This is a genomic window from Corynebacterium anserum, assembly GCF_014262665.1.
Classification (GTDB): Bacteria; Actinomycetota; Actinomycetes; order Mycobacteriales; family Mycobacteriaceae; genus Corynebacterium; species Corynebacterium anserum.
The window spans coordinates 452394-470744 of the sequence record NZ_CP046883.1 but is presented as its reverse complement, the minus strand read 5'-3'; the positions used below and the strand labels follow the sequence as shown (position 1 = coordinate 470744).

The window sequence follows — 18351 nt, the reverse complement described above, 5'->3', positions numbered from 1 at the left end:
GTCTAGCGGTTCTTCCATTCCGGCTGACGCTTCTCTACGAAGGCCTTCATACCTTCCTTCTGATCCTCGGTAGCAAACAGCGCCCAGAAGGTATCGCGTTCAGTAGCAACACCTTGTGAAAGCGTTGTTTCGTATGCTGCGTCGACCATCGCAGTCGCAGCGGCCGTTGCGACCTGAGACTTGGACGCAACAGTCTGGGCAATCTTCGCCACCTCTTCCTGGAAGTTTTCCGCGGGTAGTACACGGGAGACCAAACCTGAACGCTCCGCTTCTTCGGCGTCCATCATGCGTCCGGTGAGAATCAGATCCATAGCCTTGTACTTGCCGACCGCGCGCGTTAAGCGCTGCGTACCTCCCATGCCAGGTATGACGCCCAGGTTAATCTCTGGCTGACCAAATTTCGCGGTCTCCGAGGCCAGGAGAATATCTCCAAGCATCGCCACTTCGCAGCCTCCACCGAGCGCAAAGCCAGATACCGCGGTGATGAGCGGGGTATCGAGCTCTGCCAAACGCTCCCACTGTTCAAACATGCGTTCCATGCGAATCGCAGGGTAGGTCTTTTCTTGCATTTCCTTAATGTCGGCGCCGGCCGCAAAGGCCTTTTCGCCGCCGGTCAGTACGATAGCTCCGATTTTTGGATCGGCATCGTACTCCGCGGCCGCCGCGACGACTTCTTCCAGCACCGTGCTGTTCAGCGCGTTCAGTGCTTGTGGGCGATCGATAGTGATGGTGGCGACGTTACCGTCGACCTCGGTCTGGATGGTTTCAAAATTGCTCATAGGTGCCATTGTCCCCCGTGCCCCCTCCGTTGTCATTGTTTTCCCCGCTCTCCTCCCCCTCTTGATCGTTTTCCTCCACTCCATCTCCTTCTTAATTTCTTCTTCCTCCGCCTAGTCGTCACGTCCATGCAATCCTCCCGTTTAGTCGTCCCGTCCGTTCAATCCTGTGCCTGGCTGTCACGTCCGTTTTGACTCCGGCGCCCTCCTTCTGCTGCGTCCTATTGGGTCCTTCGCTTTTCTGGCCGACCTTCCCTTTTTTGACCCCTTTTCTGACCGACGCCACCTCGAGCCATCATTAGTGGCATCGAATAATAAAACGAACCCCTGTGGCCGAATTCCACGCTGAGAGGCTCAGGGAAGTACGTCGGAAAGTGTGGACTAATCAATTTTCTTGGCGTACAGTGGCCTGCAGCAAAAGAAATAGACCGAACTGTCTGTATAGATTTGAAGGGACGTGCCACTCCATGGCTAAGATTTACAACAACCTCACCGAACTAATCGGCGACACCCCTCTTGTTAAACTCGACAAACTCACCGAAGGCCTCGGAGCCACAGTCATCGCGAAACTTGAGGCATCTAATCCGGGCAACTCCGTGAAAGATCGCATTGGTAAGGCCATCATTGACGCAGCAGAAAAAGATGGATCCCTCAAGCCTGGCGGATCCATTGTCGAGGCAACGTCCGGCAACACCGGAATCGCCCTGGCCATGGTCGGTGCTGCCCGCGGCTACAAAGTGATCCTTACCATGCCAGAAACCATGTCCACCGAGCGTCGCGTCATGCTCCGAGCCCTCGGAGCCGAACTCGTCCTCACCCCAGGGACAGCAGGCATGCAGGGAGCCGTAGACAAAGCCAACGAGATCGTCGAAAATACTGACAACGCCATCTTGGCTCGCCAATTCTCCAACCCAGCGAACCCCGCTATTCACTACGAGACCACTGGCCCAGAGATCTGGAACGACACCGACGGCACAGTAGACATCTTCATCGCCGGTGTAGGAACCGGCGGTACCGTCTCCGGCGCCGGTAAGTACCTGAAGGAACAGTCCTCCAGTGTGGAAGTCGTAGGTGTAGAGCCAGCTGACTCTCCGCTGCTTACCGAAGGACGGTTCGGCCCGCACAAAATTCAAGGGCTAGGAACCAATTTCTATCCAGAGAACCTAGAGAGGGACGTCCTGGACCGAGTGCTCGATGCTCCGCTGGAAGACTCCATCCGCGTGGCTCGCGAACTCGCAGTTAAGGAAGGAATCCTCGCTGGAATTTCTTCCGGAGCTAACGTCTGGGCAGCTGTGGAGGAAGCAAAGAAGCCTGAAAACGAGGGTAAGAACATCGTGGTCATCGTGCCCGACTTCGGCGAGCGTTACGTTTCCACCATCTTGTTCGACGATCTACGCGATTAATTAGCGCACCCCACTTAGCGCAAAACTTCGATAGGCTGGACGTTCATTACTTTCCACGTAATGAACGTCCGCTGTAGTTTATCCACCACAGCTTTATGCACTAGTTCAATGCACCGCTCGAAAGAGGTTATTTCGTGAGCATTTTGGGCCGTATCAAGGAAGACTTGGAAAACGCCCGCCAGCACGACCCAGCTGCGCGCGGAGACCTGGAAAATGCCATCGTCTATTCCGGACTGCATGCCATCTGGGCACACCGTGTATCCCACACGCTATGGAACAAGGGCCTCCGTGGTCCAGCCCGTGTCCTGAGCCAATTCACAAGGGCACTCACGGGTATTGAAATTCACCCGGGAGCCACTATCGGACGACGTTTCTTCATCGACCACGGGATGGGAGTTGTCATTGGTGAAACCGCGGAAATCGGCGATGATGTCATGCTCTACCACGGTGTGACATTAGGCGGTTCGGAACTAGTGCAACGCAAACGTCACCCAACTATCGGCAATGGCGTGATGGTCGGTGCCGGAGCAAAGGTTCTCGGTCCTATCACCATCGGTGAAGGCTCCGCTATCGGCGCCAATGCCGTGGTTACCAAGGACGCGCCACCGCATTCCATCCTGACTGGCATCCCTGCCAAGATTCGCGAGCGCAAAGCTGACCAAAACACACCTTTAGTAGACGCCGTGAAATACGTAGACGACATGCAGAACAATATCTAAGCCACTACCCCACCCAGCCAAAAGACTAGCCCTCGATCAGATCCCTGTACTCGGGGTTCTTCTCAATAAAAGCCTGAACCGCCGAACAGGTCGGGATGACCTTCTTTCCTTCCGCACGAGTAGCTTCCAGCGCCGCTGAAATGAGCGGCTTTGACAGCCCCTGTCCCCGAAACGCTGGGTCAACAACGGTATGGTTGAAATCTCGCACGCCGTCGCGCCGGTCCACAAACTCCGCATAACCAGCCTCAGCTCCATCTACGTCGATGACGTACCGGCTAGCCTTCCGAATCACAGTGTGTGCCATATTTCCCGTCCTTTTCTAGATGTATGCTTTCACGCAGTGCGCAACGACTACTTTGTGCGCAGCGCATCTACTTTCCGAACCTACATGTCACACCGTGCATGGTGGAATGTGAAAAGCCGAATCTAGTCAAACGCTGGTGCTCGATGTCGGGGACTTTCAACTGGAAAGGTCAACAACTGGAATGGTCAACAAAGAGCATGCTCACAACCGCGATCCATTCGGGCTTTATCTACCATCGCATGCCCATCGCAATGATTGTCTGCGTAATGCGTGTCAAACACCCGCCACGAATCGTGAATATGAAGAATCCCCAATCCTTATAGGGATTGGGGATTGTGTGTGGCCAGAGCCGGGATCGAACCGGCGACCTTTCACTTTTCAGGCGAACGCTCTACCGACTGAGCTATCTGGCCTCGACGCGACACACCCTGAGGTGTAACGTCGATGCGACCCTGACGGGACTTGAACCCGCGACCTCCGCCGTGACAGGGCGGCGCGCTAACCAACTGCGCCACAGGGCCACGCACACACGCCTCATACTCGCGGCGCCGTTGTGCACGAGCGATACTTTACACAGCCCTTATAGAATGGCACAAATCGCCTGCTCAATCTTGCTTGATCCCCACACGGAAAGGAAAAAGCTGGGGGAACATACCGTTCCCCCAGCTTAAAGGGCGACCCTGACGGGACTTGAACCCGCGACCTCCGCCGTGACAGGGCGGCGCGCTAACCAACTGCGCCACAGGGCCGTACTCCCAACGGGATTCGAACCCGTGTTGCCGCCGTGAAAGGGCGGAGTCCTAGGCCTCTAGACGATGGGAGCCCTGCTAAAGAAAGATCGCTTCTTCAGCAGCTCCATTAGCATAAACGACTACCCTAAAATTCACCAAAACCACTCGTCAGCTACCTAAAATCACCCCACCCCTCTGCCTTAGGACCTCCACTGACCACACAATTACCGAGTTTGTACTCACGCGCCCTCGAGATCAATTCACCTCGCACGTATCCCCTCACGGTTACCCCCTCACACTTGACCCCTCACGTTGCATCGCCTCTCACAGGCTGTTCATCATCTGTTTATCGTAAAGTCCACCACAGAATCGCGCAGGCGGTAAATAAAAAGACCGCCACCATGAGGTGGCGGTCTTTCATGTTGTGGGCCCTGTGGGGCTCGAACCCACGACCTACGGATTAAAAGTCCGCAGCTCTACCAACTGAGCTAAAGGCCCGTATCAACGTTAAAGATCCTAGCGCATCCCCCCTCCGAGGATGCAACTAGGGCCCTCATATAGCGTTTATCAGTGGTCGGAGCACCTATCGCTGATGCTCCCAGCCAATCCTTCTCCTACTTTTTCATAGAACCTGTCTCGAGGAAACGGGTGTGGAAAGCGAATGCCTGGGACAAGTCGTGTGGCGTAGCCAAGTACTTACCCTTGTTAGCAGCCTCCACGTACTCCTCGAGGAGTGGCTGGTAGTCAGGATGGGCAATGTCGATCATCTTCTTCACACGATCGCGAGGAGCCAATCCGCGCAGATCCGCCACACCACGCTCGGTAATGATCACCATGGCGTCGTGCTCCGTATGGTCAATGTGAGAAGCAAAAGGAACAATGGCAGAGATGTCTCCACCCTTCGCCTCAGATGGGGAGATGAAGGAAGATACAAGGGCATTGCGGGTGAAGTCGCCAGAACCACCAATGCCATTCATCACACGCGAGCCGGCGATGTGGGTGGAGTTCACGTTGCCGTAAATGTCAGCCTCTATCATGCCGTTAGTAGCAATCAGGCCTACGCGGCGCACTACCTCTGGGTGGTTAGAAATCTGCTGTGGGCGCAAAATGATGTGCTTGCGGTAGCGCTCAGCCTCATTGTTCATCTTCTCTGCCGCTTCCGGGGACAGTGAGAACGAGGTGGAAGAGGCTACGGTCATCTTGCCGGCGTCGATAAGATCCAGCATGCCGTCCTGAATCACCTCGGTGTAGGCCTGGATGTTCTCAAACTTAGAATCCAACAGACCAGCCATCACAGCGTTAGGGACGTTGCCCACACCGGACTGCATGATGTAGCCGTCATAGGTGAGGCGACCAGCTGCTACCTCACCTTCCAAGAAGTCCAGGAAATGCCCCGCGATCAGCTTGGACGTTTCATCCGGAGCTTTGAATGGGGCATTACGGTCCGGAGCGTTGGTCTCCACTACGGCCACGACCTTATTCAAGTCAATGTCAATGTAGTTCTTACCAATGCGGTCCCCTGGCTGGTTGATAGGCACGGGGGTGCGATTCGGCAGAGGCTGAATGCGGTAAATGTCGTGCATTCCCTCTAGATCCAGGGACTGCCAGGAATTCACCTCGATAATGATCTTGTCCGCGTGGTCGAGGTATTCCACGTTATTGCCCACACCCGAGGATGGGATCAGGTGCCCCTCTTCGGTAATGCGGGTTGCTTCCACAATCGCCACATCAATTGGAAGATAGCCGTACTCGATGTACAGCGGGGAGTGTGAAAGATGAATGTCCTGGTACTTTGCTTGGCCAGAGTTGATGGCATTACGCAGCACAGGGTCGCCCTGATATGGCATGCGGTAATTCACTGCACCTGCTTCTGCCATCACGCCATCGCAGTCAGGTGCAGTGGAGGCGCCGGTGTAGACGTCGATCTTGAATTCCTCGCCCTTTGCCTGTGCTTCCTTGGCACGGTTGGCAATGGCAGTTGGCAGCGCCTTTGGGTATGCGGCCCCAGTGAAACCGGACATTCCCACGCCGTCACCATTGTTAATGAATTGAGCGGCCTCCTCGGCGCTCATGACCTTGCCCTTCAGTAGTGCATTGGCGATGCGGTCAGACATCTTTCCTCCAAAAATTTTTGTGTTGTCTCCAGTGGGGTTGTGCCCCTCTGAGGCACCGAGCTCTGCAATTACTAGTCATTCACTGAAATGCCCACGAGTAGCGCGCGGATTTTATGCCAAAATTTTCCACAATCACACGTAGATTGCAATGAATATATAACAGCATTCCTGCAGGTAGATCGGCATATACCTACTCTTGTCAGAGTACCGAACCCCAGTAGTTTATGTGGCAACTACCCCAGAGATTTTTGCGAGCGAACATACAGGTGCGTTAATCGCACAGCACAATCTGCGTTCTCCTTCTCACATACCACTCACTTGGGTTTACCCCCGTTGGAGTGTGAAGATAGTCGTTGTGAATTCTTCTGCCTCCTCCCCTGCCGGGACGTCGATCTCTTCTGTCCCTACCTCCGCCGACGCCACTACATCCCAGCCCCACGGCTCCGCAGAACCCACGCTGCGAATCGGGTCTCTAGTACTGGACAGTCCAGTGGTCCTGGCACCAATGGCTGGCGTGACCAACGTGGCGTTCCGCTCACTATGCCGCGAGCAAGAACGCGAACGCATGGGCAGCGTAGCGGGTTTATACGTCTGCGAAATGGTCACGGCTCGTGCTCTGGTGGAGCGCAATGAAAAGACCCTTCACATGACCACGTTTGCCCCCGACGAAGATCCTCGCAGCCTGCAGCTCTACACCACCGATCCGAAATACACCTACGAGGCCGCGAAAATGATCGTGGACGAAAACCTCGCAGATCACATCGATATGAACTTCGGTTGCCCGGTACCTAAAGTCACTCGCCGCGGCGGAGGCTCTGCCCTGCCATACAAACGTCGCCTTTTCGGCAATATTGTGGCTGCCGCCGTCAAAGCCACCGAGGGCACGGATATTCCCGTAACGGTGAAGTTCCGCGTCGGTATCGATGATGACCACCACACCCACCTAGACGCCGGCCACATCGCAGCCCAGGAAGGTGCTAAAGCTGTCGCTCTTCACGCGCGGACCGCGGCACAGCGCTATTCCGGCAGAGCCGACTGGAACGAAATCACTCGTTTGGTTGAGCATATGGCTCCAACCGGCGTTCCCGTCCTAGGCAACGGCGATATCTTCAAGGCGACCGACGCCCGCGACATGATGGAACAGACCGGCTGCGACGGGGTTGTCGTGGGACGTGGTTGCCTTGGCCGCCCGTGGCTCTTCGCCGAGCTCTCCGCCGAGCTACGCGGCCTACCAATCCCGGCAGAGCCAACCTTCGGGGAAGTTGCGCGCATCATCCTCCGCCACGCCGAACTACTGGCCGAACATGACGGTGAATCCAAAGCCTGCCGTGACCTACGTAAACACATGACCTGGTATTTGCGAGGGTTTCCGGCGGGTGGGGAGTTGCGTCGAGCGTTGGCGCGTACATCCAGCCTCAAGGAGCTGTACGACACCCTCGCACCAGTTTTCGATTCTGACGCACTCGCCGAGGATTCTGATGGGGCTCGCGGCCGCCAAGGTTCCCCAGCCAAGGTAGTGCTCCCAGAAGGGTGGCTTGATGATCCCGAAGACGAGGCCGTACCGGAAGGCGCGGATATTATGCACTCCGGCGGTTAGCGCCCACTGATATGTAGCGTCCACCCATCTCTCCCATCCATCCACCTCCGACGTTCACCCACCTTCAGCATCCACCTTCAGTGTCCACCTTCAGCATCCGCCTTCAGTGTCCACTCGCCTCCGAAAATTAAAAGTCACCGCATCATGCGGTCAATAGTTCTTCTTCCCAGCCCCATCAGCTCCCTGTTCGCGTGGCGGGGTTGTTCGCCAGCTAGTAAAATTAGCCCTCATGCGAAGGGCCTATAGAGAGCAGATGAACAAGTTCACTCATGATCTTCTGGTCATGAGTGATTTGGTACGTACCGCTATGCAAACTGCATCCAGCGCCCTGCTGGAGGCTCATCTCGCGAAGGCCGAGACCGTCGTGGATAGCATAGACACGATGGAGGACTTTCGCTCCAAGTGTGAATCTGCTGCGTTCGAACTCCTCGCCCTAGAAGGGCCGGTCGCTCGCGACCTACGGCAAGTGGTGAGCGGCATCTACATCGTGGAGGATCTTTCTCGCATGGCTGCCCTGGCGGTCCACGTCGCAAATTTGGCGCGACGCCGCCATCCCCAGCACGTAGTTCCCGAAGAAATCCGCCCCTACATCCAGGAGATGTCCAAGCAAGCCATCAACTCTGCCTCTACCATCAAGGACGTCTTAATCAGCACAGATGTGTCGCAAGCATTGAAATTAGCAGAAGATGACGACGCCATGGACGATCTCCACCGGCATCTGTTTACTCTCACCACCCAACGTGACTGGAAATATCCCACCCGCGCAGCAGTGGATCTCACCCTGCTGTCTCGTTATCTAGAGCGCTATTCCGACCACGCTGTTTCCATCGCATCCCGCGTTGTGTACATGGCCACTGGTATGCATCCCGAGGAATATCAGGCATCAGAGCGTACTAAAGAGGAACAGCGCCTGATGGAATCGCAGTTCGATGAGATCTCTCGCAGATATAGCGAAATCTGGGACTAGCACTGATAAGCTTTCGCCGCGAAATTCGCGGCGGACATGGCGTCATCTGCTAATTGCTCCGGAGTACGGGACACATCCAGTTGAAGGCCACGTTCGTCTGGGTTGAGAGTCTCTAGCATCGACAGTTGTGCATCCAACAATTCTCGTGGCATGTCTTCACCGATGCGTCGAGCCATACGATCCGCCAACACATCCTCCGTACCATAAAGGTGCACGTAAAATACTATTCCCTCCGCCTCATTGAGGCGTTCACGATGCACCCTTTTCAACGCGGTACAGGCCACAACAGTGGACTTTCCCTCCCGCGCCCGCGCAGTCATCCAATCTCGCACAGAACCGAGCCATTCCATGCGGGCTTCTGCGTCCGGCATTGTGCCATCGTGAAGGATCACCATGCTCTCTTCCGGATGTAGGTCATCAGCCTCTAGTAGGGGACGCCCCGTCTGCTCCGCAATGCGCCGCGCCAGCGTAGTCTTACCACTCCCGCTAACTCCCATAACGACAATGTGCAGTGGCTGAGCAGACATGTGGCGAATCACCCCGAGATGCAAAAAGTTCAATGACCAATATCATCTCCCAGTCTAGGCAGGTTTCTGTCAGTGTCCATGTAAAACCCGGACCCAACACACAAGCCGTCGATGTCACAATCAGGCGCGACTAGCCAAAACAATGCCCACCTGAGAGACAACTAGCCAAAACAATGCCCACCTGAGAGACGACTAGCCAAAGCGCCCCGAGATATAGTCCTCGGTTTCCTTCTTATCTGGATTCTCAAAAATCTTGGCGGTTGGGCCGACCTCGACCAACTGGCCAGGCCGACCCGTAGCCTCCAAAGAGAAGAAAGCAGTCTGATCAGATACGCGTGCCGCTTGCTGCATGTTGTGCGTCACGATGACGATGGTGAACTTTTCCTTGAGCTCATGGATGAGGTCTTCCACCGCGAGAGTGGAAATAGGATCTAATGCTGAACATGGTTCGTCCATGAGCAGCACCTCGGGTTCCATTGCGATAGCTCGAGCGATGCAAAGACGCTGCTGCTGACCGCCTGACAAACCTCCACCCGGCCTATCCAGGCGATCCTTCACTTCCTCCCACAGGTTTGCGCCACGAAGCGCTTTCTCAGCAACAGTCCGCAGTTTTTTCTTGTTCTTCTCTCCGGCCAGCTTCAAACCAGCAACGACATTTTCTTCAATAGACATGGTGGGAAACGGGTTAGCTTTTTGAAACACCATGCCAATGGTGTTTCGCACCGCAACGGGATCGATCTTTGAGCCGTAGATATTTTCACCGTCCAGAAGGATTTCTCCCTCCACACGAGCACCGGGGACAACCTCGTGCATCCGGTTTAAAGTGCGTAGAACTGTAGATTTTCCACACCCAGATGGCCCGATAAATGCAGTCACCGCTTTCGGAGGTATCCGCAGGTTAACGTCCTGTACGGCCTGGAAATCACCGTAGTAGATATCGACGTTGTTGAGATCAAGGCGCTTAGCCATGAGTTTTCTTTCTTCCTTGTTGAGGTGATGTCGATGGTCAGTAAAAGGGATGCCGATGGCGGCATAGAATAGCGATGGTGGCAAAGGGATGCCGATGGAGCCAAAGAATGGCGGGTTACTAGACCTTGGCTGAGAAGCGCTTGGAAATAAAACGTGCTCCCAACATCAAGGCAGCCACCAAAAACACAAGGGTCAAAGCCGCTCCCCACATACGCTCAAGCACGAACGGATTGCTACCCGCGCGGTACATCTGCAGCATGAATAGTGGCAGGGAATTTTGATTGCCATCGAAGACGTTCCAGTTGATCGCTGAAGTGGACCCCACCAGGATCAACACAGGAGCGGACTCCCCCATCACACGGGCAACGGCAAGCATCACGCCCGTCACAATGCCAGATAAGGCGGTGGGCAACACGATTTTCAAGATGGTCTTCCATTTCGGCACTCCCAGCGCATACGACGCTTCGCGCAAATCCATAGGAACGATGCGCAGCATCTCCTCCGTATTGCGAACGATAATTGGAACCATCAGCAAAACCAGAGCGATAGACACTGCGAATCCAGAACGGTCGAAGCCGAACATGGTGATCCACATGGCATACACGAACAATGCAGCAACGATAGAAGGAACGCCCGTGAGAATATCCACCATAAAAGTGGTGATACGGGCAAGGAAACCTCCACGAGCATACTCCACCAAATAGATCCCGGTTAGCACACCGATTGGCACAGAAATCAACGAAGTCACCAATACCTGCACGAGTGTGCCAATGATGGCATGGACAATGCCACCACCAGGGGCATTGTTAGCCTGCCCCGCCATATCGAAAGCCCACCAATGTACAGACAACAGGCTTGGGATCCCATTGATCACTACGGTGACCAGCACCCACAGCAGTGGCGCTACCGCGACAGCCATCGCCAGGTAGATAATGCCGTGAGCAGCCTTATCCTTGTACTTGCGTGAAGAGGAAATCGTCGTAAACAGAGAGTCCGTCTGCTGGTCTTTGTGCGCTACAGCATTAGTCATATCTTCTTGCGTGACAGCATTAGTCATGTCGGTTGTCCCCTTAACTCTTCTTGGTGATAGCAGAACGAGCTGCAGCATTCACCACGAAAGTCAGGACGAAGAGCACCAAACCTGCTGCAATATACGCGCCAGCTTTGAGATCGTCATTGAATTCTGGTGCTGCATTCGCGATCGCAGTAGCAAAGGTGGTACCGCCATCCATGAGGGAACCGCGGAACCCCGGAGAAGAAGCAATGACCATGTACAGAGCCATCGTCTCTCCAAGCGCACGTCCGAGTCCCAACATGCTGCCAGAGACAAAGCCGGACATGCCGAAAGGAAGCACGGTCATACGAACAACTTCCCAGCGGGTGGCTCCCAACGCAAGGGCTGCCTCTATCTGTCCTTGAGGGGTTTGGACGAATACCTCACGAGTAGTGGCCGCGATAACGGGAAGGATCATGATAGCCAGCACCACTCCACCAGTGAAGATATTGCGAGCCGTCGAAAATGCAGGGGAAGTCCCCTGTTCAAAATTGAAGAGGAAAATTCCGCCCGCCCAACTGGATAGCCATTGTAGGAAGGGACCGATCGCCGGTCCGAGAACCTGGATACCCCAGATGCCGAAAACAATCGACGGCACCGCTGCCAGCAAATCCACCATGAAACCTAACGGTTTCACTAGACGCTTCGGACAGTAGTTAGACAGGAAGATCGCCACTCCTAACGCGACCGGCATAGCGAGCAGCAGGGCAAGAAGCGATACCAAAACGGTTGTGAAGAAGAGATTCGGAATACCGAACTGCATCTTGCCGCCATTGGTGGCGTGATTGGTGTTCCAGCGCTCCGCATAGGTGAAGAAGCTGAGGAAGCCATCCTGCAATGTATTCATCGCCGGCACGGCTCGCACCAACAAGAACAAGGCAATCAGCGCGATAATGACGGTGATGAGGATAGCCGAACCTTTAGCCAAAGATTCGAAGATCACATTGCCTGGCCGTCTCACCCTACGGCCTTGTGTTTTGCCACCGCCCAATGCAGGCGGCCGATGCGTCGTTGATGTTCCCCCGGCCTGTAGGTCGGGCTTGTCTTCAACCTCGACGCTACGCTCACGAACCAGCTCAGTGTTATTGGCTGTTGACATGGAATGAACCCTTAGGAAAGAGCTTTAACAGCGTGCTCTAGCTTGGACTTGAACTGGCCATCGACTGGAATGTAACCAGCATCTTCAAGGGACTGGTTCTGATTATCCAAAATCGTGTAGAGGAAGTTCTTAACTAACCCAGCAGTCTCTTGGTCATAACCAGCAGAACATACGATTTCATAGGTAGTGAGCACCAATGGGTACTGGTTCTTACCTTTTTCGGAGTACAGAGCCTTGGAATCGACGATGAGGTCGTTGCCTTTGCCAGAGAACTGTGCCGCGGATAGAGCGTTGTTCACGGTTTCTTTGGATAGTTCCACGGGGCCGGAACCGAAGTCAATGTTGGCGATACCCAGCTCCTTGCGTTCCTTCGCGAAGCCGGACTCCACGTAAGTGATAGCTCCAGGGGTGGCTGCAACCTGGTCTGCGACTCCAGTGGAACCATTCGCTCCCGAACCGACTTTCGATGGGAAGGCCTTACCTTCTGAATTCCACTCACCGGAGGAAGCACTGAGGAACTTTTGGAAGTTATCGGACGTACCAGATTCATCGGAACGATACACCACAGAAATATCCTGGTCCGGCAGCTCGACGCCCTTATTTTGTGCGGCAATGGCCTTATCGTTCCACTTTTTAATCTCACCCTTGAAAATCTTGGCAATGGTCTTGGTATCAAGGTTCAGCGAATCCACGCCATCGAGGTTGTATGCAATAGCTACCGGACCAATGACCATTGGCAAATGCCATGCAGGATGGTCATCACAGCGCTTCTGTGCAGCTGCAATCTGGTCGTCCTTGAGAGGGGAATCCGAACCAGCGAAGTCCACCTGGCCGGCGACAAACTGGGTCTGTCCGGAACCGGAACCAGTGGAGTTGTAAGCCAGGGAAGAACCCGCTGCGGAGAAGGCTGGTGCAAAGACATTTTCCATAGCATTCTGCTGCGAGGATGCACCCTCACCGGTCAGTTCGCCGGTGACGTCAGCCATATCGTAGTTAGATGTCGAATCACCTTTGCCTCCACCGGCAGCATTGTCAGCATTAGAGCAGGCAGTCAATACCAGCGAACTGGCAAACAGTACACCGGCAGCTGCGCCGATGTGCTTCATGTTGGACTTCACGAGGTTTCCTCCAGGGAAAAGTCAACGTCCTCAGACGTGGTGTGTAGATCAGAAAGGCACGATGTTTCCGTGCATCGCCTAGAAACTTATGCGTTGCGGGTTGACGGAAAGCACCCGGAAAATGAACGAGGCATTAACGCCCGGTACCTCGCAGTTCAGAACCCCCAAAAAATTTCATATTCACAGACATTATCCCCTACCCCCGAAGGGGAAAAATCCCCCCTTTTAACCTAAAACCCGACCTCAATTAACTCTTCGTTCACCCGTCTCATCTCACCCAACACTCATTTGTGTGGTGCAAGCAATCCGCGATAAACCACGTCTGTGTGCACCACCTCAAAACCAAGTCGACGATAGGTAGCTACCGCTGGAGCATTGTCCCCCTCGACGTAAAGCTCAATAACTCCCACCCCTTCATGAAGCAGGGAACCCATACCAATCAGGGTCATTGGCCCGCCCAGCCCTTTACCCCTCGCCTCGTTCGCCAAGCACACCACGTATACCTCACCGGTTCTCTCCCCCGAGGGCTTCTCACGTTCCTCAAGCGGAAGCTTCGTCCAATGCACCCCCATGCACCGAGATTCACCATTGATCTCATCCGTAGTCCATAGCATCCACACCCCGTCAGGCCTGTACCAGCTGGTATCGCGAGCACTCACTAAGCGCTCGATATCCCATCCCCCCTGCTCCGGATGCCAAGCAAACGCCTCGTTATTCACACGAACCCACTCTTCATCCACGAACTCCTCGCCGTATTTCTCTACAGCTTGTGGATAGGTGAGCACCTCGATGTCCTGATCCTCCACCTCACGCCAAGCATGAGCCTCTTCTTTCAGGAAGTGCTCGCTATGGCCCGACCCCGGAGCGCATTTCACGGCCATTTTCAGTAATTCGCGAGTACGCCGACCGCCCATCACCTCTACTAATTTCTGAGCAGAGGGGGAATCCCCATGAGCCCACACATCGACCGCACCCTCCAGGTCGAAGGCGCGAGCGATTTCTTCAAAAAGCGCCCGGCCGATTCCATGGTGGCGTCGAGAAGGAGAAACAGCGAGCTCCAGCGTACGATTAGTATCCAGAGCAATGATTCCGACCACCTCACCGGAATCGATCTCCCCCTCCGAAGCAATCACGTGACGATAATCGTGATCCTCTTCAATTCCTCGCACAAAGGCCTCCCCTAGCGCGGCCACGTCATCGTAGTCGCGCACTTCAGCGAGGAGCCCCATGACTTTCTCCACCACGGCAGGATGCGCATGGAGATCCTCGAATGGCGTGAAAATCATGGCGTTCGTCATGGGTCAATCCATTTCCTCGGGGTCTATGGCCTTGTACCCCACATTACGCACAGTTGCGATCACACCCTCATAGTCGCGCCCCAGCTTGGCGCGGAGACGACGAACATGAACATCGACCGTCCGCGCTCCGCCGAAATAATCGTAGCCCCACACATCCTGCAACAACTGCTCACGAGAAAACACCCGGCCGGCATTCTTCACCAGGAAGTGCAGCAGCTCGAATTCCTTGTACGTAAGATCCAAAGGCTTGCCATCCACGCGAGCAACATAGGTGATATCGTCCACGACGAGTCCACCAATTGCGGCCACGTGAGAGTCGTCGGCCTGCTCTACCGGCACCGGCCGACGCATCAACAGAAGACGAAGCCGTGCATCAATCTCCACGGGCGTGGACGTTGGCAGCATAAAATCATCTACCGCCCACGAACCATCCAGTGCGATAAGAGACGACTCCGCGATAGCAGCCACAACCGGCAAATCCGGATGAGAAGCAGATACCGTACGGCAAAAATCACGCGCAGCCAGCAGATCATTACCCGTGACATCGATGATCACCACGTTGCAATCCGCCAGCAAACGGATGGAATTGGTTTCAGCCTTCAAGAGCTGGATCTCATGGTTCAACAGAGGCAGGGTGGGCAGCACGTCGGAGATATCAGTAGCGCGAGAAACAACTGCTACTTTCACGACGGATCCTGCTTTCTCCAAGTAGTTAAGACACGTGGCATAAACGCTGTGCACCACATGTGTACTGACCACAATACCTAATGGCCTGTGGAACTAAGGTAAATATAGGGATGATGAGCACTTCCAAACCGTGGCAACGCACCCTCATTCGCATCACGATTGGCCTGGTTGTCACCTTCCTGATTCTGGTTTTAGCCGACAGCCTCGTGGCTGCTCGGACGGAACGCCGAATCTCAAATACCCTGTACGAGGGGAGCAACCTCGCCACTCCGCCGTCCGTCGAGGTCACTGGTCTGCCCTATACGGCCGCTGCCTTCACCCACGAGATCCAGACCATCACCGTGGGAGCCCGCGATGTCGACGTTCCTGGCTGGGGGCTCACAAGCGTCACCTCCTCAGCGCAATACGTCACTGTGAGTAGGGACGACGTTTTCACCGGAAACATTCACGACGCTCCCGCCCGAAAGGTTTTCTACCGCATACAGCTAGACGGCGTTTCCCTCGGTAAGAAGATGAACGTCAGCGACCTTCTTATTCAGAATAAGGACGATATTTCTCCTCGCGGGGGTTGGGAATCCGAAGCCATCTTCGAAGGAACCCCGGACGGTTACTCCCAGCCCGCTGCAATCGAAATGCAGCTCCGTATCAAACAGGGGTCGGTGCATATCTCAGCAGTCGACGTCATCAAAGGACCAAACTCGAAGGGTTCCGGCGCGAAGGTTGTCGATGGCGATAAACTCTCCCACAATGTTCGCGCGGATCTCCTCAAGACTTTTTCTATGGACATCCCCTCTGAGGATCTTCCTATGCGGGGAAAACCGGTCCGCGTCTATGTAGCCGGTGGAGGAGTGTTCATCGAATCCGAGCAATACTACACCTCGGTGAGCATCGAAGACCTCGCACCGTATAGCCGCCCGCTCAGCAAGGAAGAAAAGCCCGGACTATAGAGCTCCTCACGGTCAAGTAACTCCTGGCTGATCTACGGGTATTCCACTCGGCGTCTGTACAGTAGTTGCCATGACTGACAACAACCAAAGCTCTGCAGAGTACGCTACTCCCAACATCGACCCAGCGAACTCCGGCAAGGTTGACCCCAATGAGGCCGTAGCGCGTGCTGAAGAAGCCGCTAAGACCACCAGCCATAAAAACGTGCCTGATTTTGATGATCTCCCCATTCCCGAGGACACCGCCAATCTGCGCATGGGTCCCAACCTGCACGATGGTCTCCTAGCCCTCCTGCCATTAATCGGTGTGTGGCGAGGTCAGGGTCAAGCCGCTCACCCCGGTGAAGAGGAATTCACTTTCGGGCAGCAGATTGTTTTCACCCACGATGGCGAGAATCGCATTCGCTACGAATCACGCACGTGGCGTATGGACGACGACGGCAAGCCTGTAGACACCCCTGATCGGCGCGAGGCTGGATGGCTGAGCATCGACAATGACGACAACATCGAAATGACACTGACCCACTCAGACGGCATGGTGGAAATCATGTACGGCAAGCCCCTCACCGAGCGCGCCTGGCAACTAGAATCCGCATCCACGATGGTCACGGAAAGTGGTCGTGAGGGTATGGGACCAGGTAAGCGTTTGTATGGCCTCATGCCTAACAATGACCTGGGTTGGGTAGATGAGCGCCTCATCGACGGTGAAATGAGGCCATGGCTGTCCGCTCAGCTTCGTCGCGTCGTGGGGTAGTGTCGTCCACTTAATGCGGCTGCGCTGGCTACCTCTGCCTCGCGGATTCTGCACTACGGCGTCGTAGTTTGGCAAAGGTTGCGGTACGTTGCCGTACCTGATCCGAAGTAAGAGACCCCCGGGGCCTTCTGGATTCTTCCGCGCGGAAGGTTCCAGCCAAACCACGGATTTACGACGCCGCATCTCAGTGCGCCACAGCTTCCCACATCATCTGCTCGATCTCATCGGCGCACTCCGCCCGAGGCATCTCATGGCCATCCAGCTCAGTCACGCGCGCCTGGACGCGCACAGAAGATACAAGCCACACCCCATCGGACTCGATGAGATCCTGGACACTCAACACCTCATATGCCGTCTCCCAGCCCTGTTCCTCAGCAACTCGGAACAGGGCTGCCTGGGTAGTTCCGGGAAGCACACCGGCTTCGATAGGTGGCGTCACAAGAGTGTTATCCCGCAGCACAACCACGCTAGAAGTTGGTCCCTCCAAGACGTGCCCTTCATCAGAGACAAAAATAACATCCTGGAGACCATGAGCTTTCGCGTAGCGCAAAGCTGCCATGTTAGCCGCGTAGGATAGCGTTTTAGCGCCGATCAGAGCCCAGGGAGAGCGCTCGGAGAGGTCTATACGAAAACCACGCTCAGCAGTCATCACCTTCACCCCAGATTGACGGGCTGTCAGGACATCCGCCGCAATGGGAGCCACGGTCACCCAGCCGGTAGCTTGCCCCGTAGACTCGCGCCCCCGGGAGTAGACCCAGCGCAGCGCCGCTTCAGGAGCACCGACGGATGCGCCGAAAGCCTCTGCAGCTAATTCCGTGGCAGCCAGCCATCGATCCAGATCGGGCTCACCTAAGTCCAGCATTGCGGCGCTAGTGACAAAACGAGTGGCATGCCGTTGCAGGTTATGAACTTCGCCGTTGCGGAGCATCAGTGTCTCAAATACTCCGTCTCCGCGCACAGCAGCCAAATCATCCGCGAAGATCATTGGTTCTGCAGGATCACAAAGTTGTGGCTCCGGCGCGCCCAATACGTCGACGATCACCTGTGCTGGTGTGGCGAGAGCTGGTGTTCCCACGTAGTCATGTGGGCTAGGAGCCGGGGTAGTCAACTGCCTTGAGTCACTGCTGTTCATGTGTGCCAGCGTAGTCGCTACCCGTCAGCGGATCTTCTTCTGCCCTCACTGTTGCCGTCAATGATCCATTCCTCGTGGCCAGTGTCACCCTTCTCCACGGCAAGCGGTATCCCCTAGCAAGCGTCGCTTTTCTCCGCAGCAGTCAATAGCACCTCCCC

17 protein-coding genes and 5 tRNA genes are annotated in these 18351 nt (G+C 55.2%); 6 read left to right on the top strand and 16 right to left on the bottom strand.

Going from position 1 to position 18351, the window contains the following annotated elements; translation table 11 throughout:
- Positions 1 to 2: 2 nt before the first annotated feature.
- Positions 3 to 788 carry an enoyl-CoA hydratase-related protein gene (locus GP473_RS01885; protein WP_185769537.1) on the bottom strand — a complete coding sequence of 262 codons (786 nt, stop codon included), beginning with the start codon at positions 786 to 788 and terminating at the stop codon, positions 3 to 5.
- Between the two features lie 455 nt (positions 789 to 1243).
- Between GP473_RS01885 and cysK the strand changes: the two genes are divergently transcribed.
- Positions 1244 to 2179, top strand: a complete 936-nt coding sequence (cysK, locus tag GP473_RS01880; protein WP_185769415.1) for a cysteine synthase A — start codon at positions 1244 to 1246, stop codon at positions 2177 to 2179.
- 134 nt (positions 2180 to 2313) lie between these two features.
- Complete coding sequence (gene epsC / locus GP473_RS01875; RefSeq protein ID WP_185769416.1) at positions 2314 to 2898, top strand: serine O-acetyltransferase EpsC; 585 nt, start codon at positions 2314 to 2316, stop codon at positions 2896 to 2898.
- Positions 2899 to 2923: 25 nt separating this feature from the next.
- Here epsC and GP473_RS01870 read toward each other — a convergent pair whose 3' ends face one another.
- The 7 genes from GP473_RS01870 to scpC all read right to left on the bottom strand — a co-directional run bounded on the left by GP473_RS01870 (position 2924) and on the right by scpC (position 6047).
- Positions 2924 to 3202: a GNAT family N-acetyltransferase gene (locus tag GP473_RS01870; protein WP_185769417.1), complete on the bottom strand. Its 279-nt coding sequence runs from the start codon at positions 3200 to 3202 to the stop codon at positions 2924 to 2926.
- Between the two features lie 340 nt (positions 3203 to 3542).
- A tRNA-Phe gene (locus GP473_RS01865) sits at positions 3543 to 3615 on the bottom strand.
- A 34-nt stretch (positions 3616 to 3649) separates the two neighbouring features.
- A tRNA-Asp gene (locus tag GP473_RS01860) sits at positions 3650 to 3723 on the bottom strand.
- A gap of 154 nt (positions 3724 to 3877) precedes the next feature.
- Positions 3878 to 3951, bottom strand: a tRNA-Asp gene (locus GP473_RS01855).
- 1 nt (position 3952) lies between these two features.
- A tRNA-Glu gene (locus GP473_RS01850) sits at positions 3953 to 4025 on the bottom strand.
- A 333-nt stretch (positions 4026 to 4358) separates the two neighbouring features.
- Positions 4359 to 4431 (bottom strand) — tRNA-Lys (locus tag GP473_RS01845).
- Between the two features lie 116 nt (positions 4432 to 4547).
- A complete protein-coding gene (gene scpC / locus GP473_RS01840; protein ID WP_185769418.1) occupies positions 4548 to 6047 on the bottom strand; it encodes a succinyl-CoA:acetate CoA-transferase ScpC in 1500 nt (499 codons plus the stop codon).
- A 457-nt stretch (positions 6048 to 6504) separates the two neighbouring features.
- Between scpC and dusB the strand changes: the two genes are divergently transcribed.
- Together dusB and phoU are read left to right on the top strand one after the other, a co-directional pair.
- Positions 6505 to 7644: a tRNA dihydrouridine synthase DusB gene (dusB, locus tag GP473_RS01835; protein ID WP_260619969.1), complete on the top strand. Its 1140-nt coding sequence runs from the start codon at positions 6505 to 6507 to the stop codon at positions 7642 to 7644.
- Positions 7645 to 7873: 229 nt separating this feature from the next.
- Complete coding sequence (gene phoU, locus GP473_RS01830; protein WP_185769419.1) at positions 7874 to 8611, top strand: phosphate signaling complex protein PhoU; 738 nt, start codon at positions 7874 to 7876, stop codon at positions 8609 to 8611.
- Here the strand turns inward: phoU and GP473_RS01825 are convergent.
- From GP473_RS01825 to GP473_RS01795, 7 genes are all read right to left on the bottom strand, one after another.
- Positions 8608 to 9138: a gluconokinase gene (locus GP473_RS01825; RefSeq protein ID WP_185769420.1), complete on the bottom strand. Its 531-nt coding sequence runs from the start codon at positions 9136 to 9138 to the stop codon at positions 8608 to 8610. The two genes, phoU and GP473_RS01825, sit on opposite strands and share 4 nt — an antisense overlap.
- 192 nt (positions 9139 to 9330) lie before the next feature.
- Entirely contained in the window at positions 9331 to 10107 is a 777-nt protein-coding gene (pstB, locus tag GP473_RS01820) for a phosphate ABC transporter ATP-binding protein PstB (RefSeq protein ID WP_185769421.1), read from the bottom strand.
- 118 nt (positions 10108 to 10225) lie between these two features.
- Positions 10226 to 11137 carry a phosphate ABC transporter permease PstA gene (pstA, locus tag GP473_RS01815; protein ID WP_185769539.1) on the bottom strand — a complete coding sequence of 304 codons (912 nt, stop codon included), beginning with the start codon at positions 11135 to 11137 and terminating at the stop codon, positions 10226 to 10228.
- Between the two features lie 40 nt (positions 11138 to 11177).
- Positions 11178 to 12260, bottom strand: coding sequence for a phosphate ABC transporter permease subunit PstC (pstC, locus tag GP473_RS01810; RefSeq protein WP_185769422.1), 1083 nt, complete (start codon positions 12258 to 12260; stop codon positions 11178 to 11180).
- 11 nt (positions 12261 to 12271) lie between these two features.
- Complete coding sequence (gene pstS, locus GP473_RS01805; protein WP_185769540.1) at positions 12272 to 13366, bottom strand: phosphate ABC transporter substrate-binding protein PstS; 1095 nt, start codon at positions 13364 to 13366, stop codon at positions 12272 to 12274.
- A 296-nt stretch (positions 13367 to 13662) separates the two neighbouring features.
- Positions 13663 to 14676, bottom strand: a complete 1014-nt coding sequence (mshD, locus tag GP473_RS01800; protein ID WP_246394851.1) for a mycothiol synthase — start codon at positions 14674 to 14676, stop codon at positions 13663 to 13665.
- A gap of 3 nt (positions 14677 to 14679) precedes the next feature.
- Positions 14680 to 15363, bottom strand: coding sequence for a winged helix family transcriptional regulator (locus GP473_RS01795; protein ID WP_185769542.1), 684 nt, complete (start codon positions 15361 to 15363; stop codon positions 14680 to 14682).
- A gap of 113 nt (positions 15364 to 15476) precedes the next feature.
- Here GP473_RS01795 and GP473_RS01790 point away from each other — a divergent pair, with 113 nt between their 5' ends.
- Both GP473_RS01790 and GP473_RS01785 read left to right on the top strand, forming a co-directional pair.
- Positions 15477 to 16310, top strand: coding sequence for an LmeA family phospholipid-binding protein (locus GP473_RS01790; RefSeq protein WP_185769423.1), 834 nt, complete (start codon positions 15477 to 15479; stop codon positions 16308 to 16310).
- A 70-nt stretch (positions 16311 to 16380) separates the two neighbouring features.
- Positions 16381 to 17061, top strand: coding sequence for a heme-binding beta-barrel domain-containing protein (locus GP473_RS01785; protein ID WP_186277044.1), 681 nt, complete (start codon positions 16381 to 16383; stop codon positions 17059 to 17061).
- 184 nt (positions 17062 to 17245) lie between these two features.
- Here the strand turns inward: GP473_RS01785 and GP473_RS01780 are convergent, their stop codons facing one another.
- Positions 17246 to 18193 carry an aminodeoxychorismate lyase gene (locus tag GP473_RS01780; RefSeq protein WP_186277043.1) on the bottom strand — a complete coding sequence of 316 codons (948 nt, stop codon included), beginning with the start codon at positions 18191 to 18193 and terminating at the stop codon, positions 17246 to 17248.
- Positions 18194 to 18351: the final 158 nt, after the last annotated feature.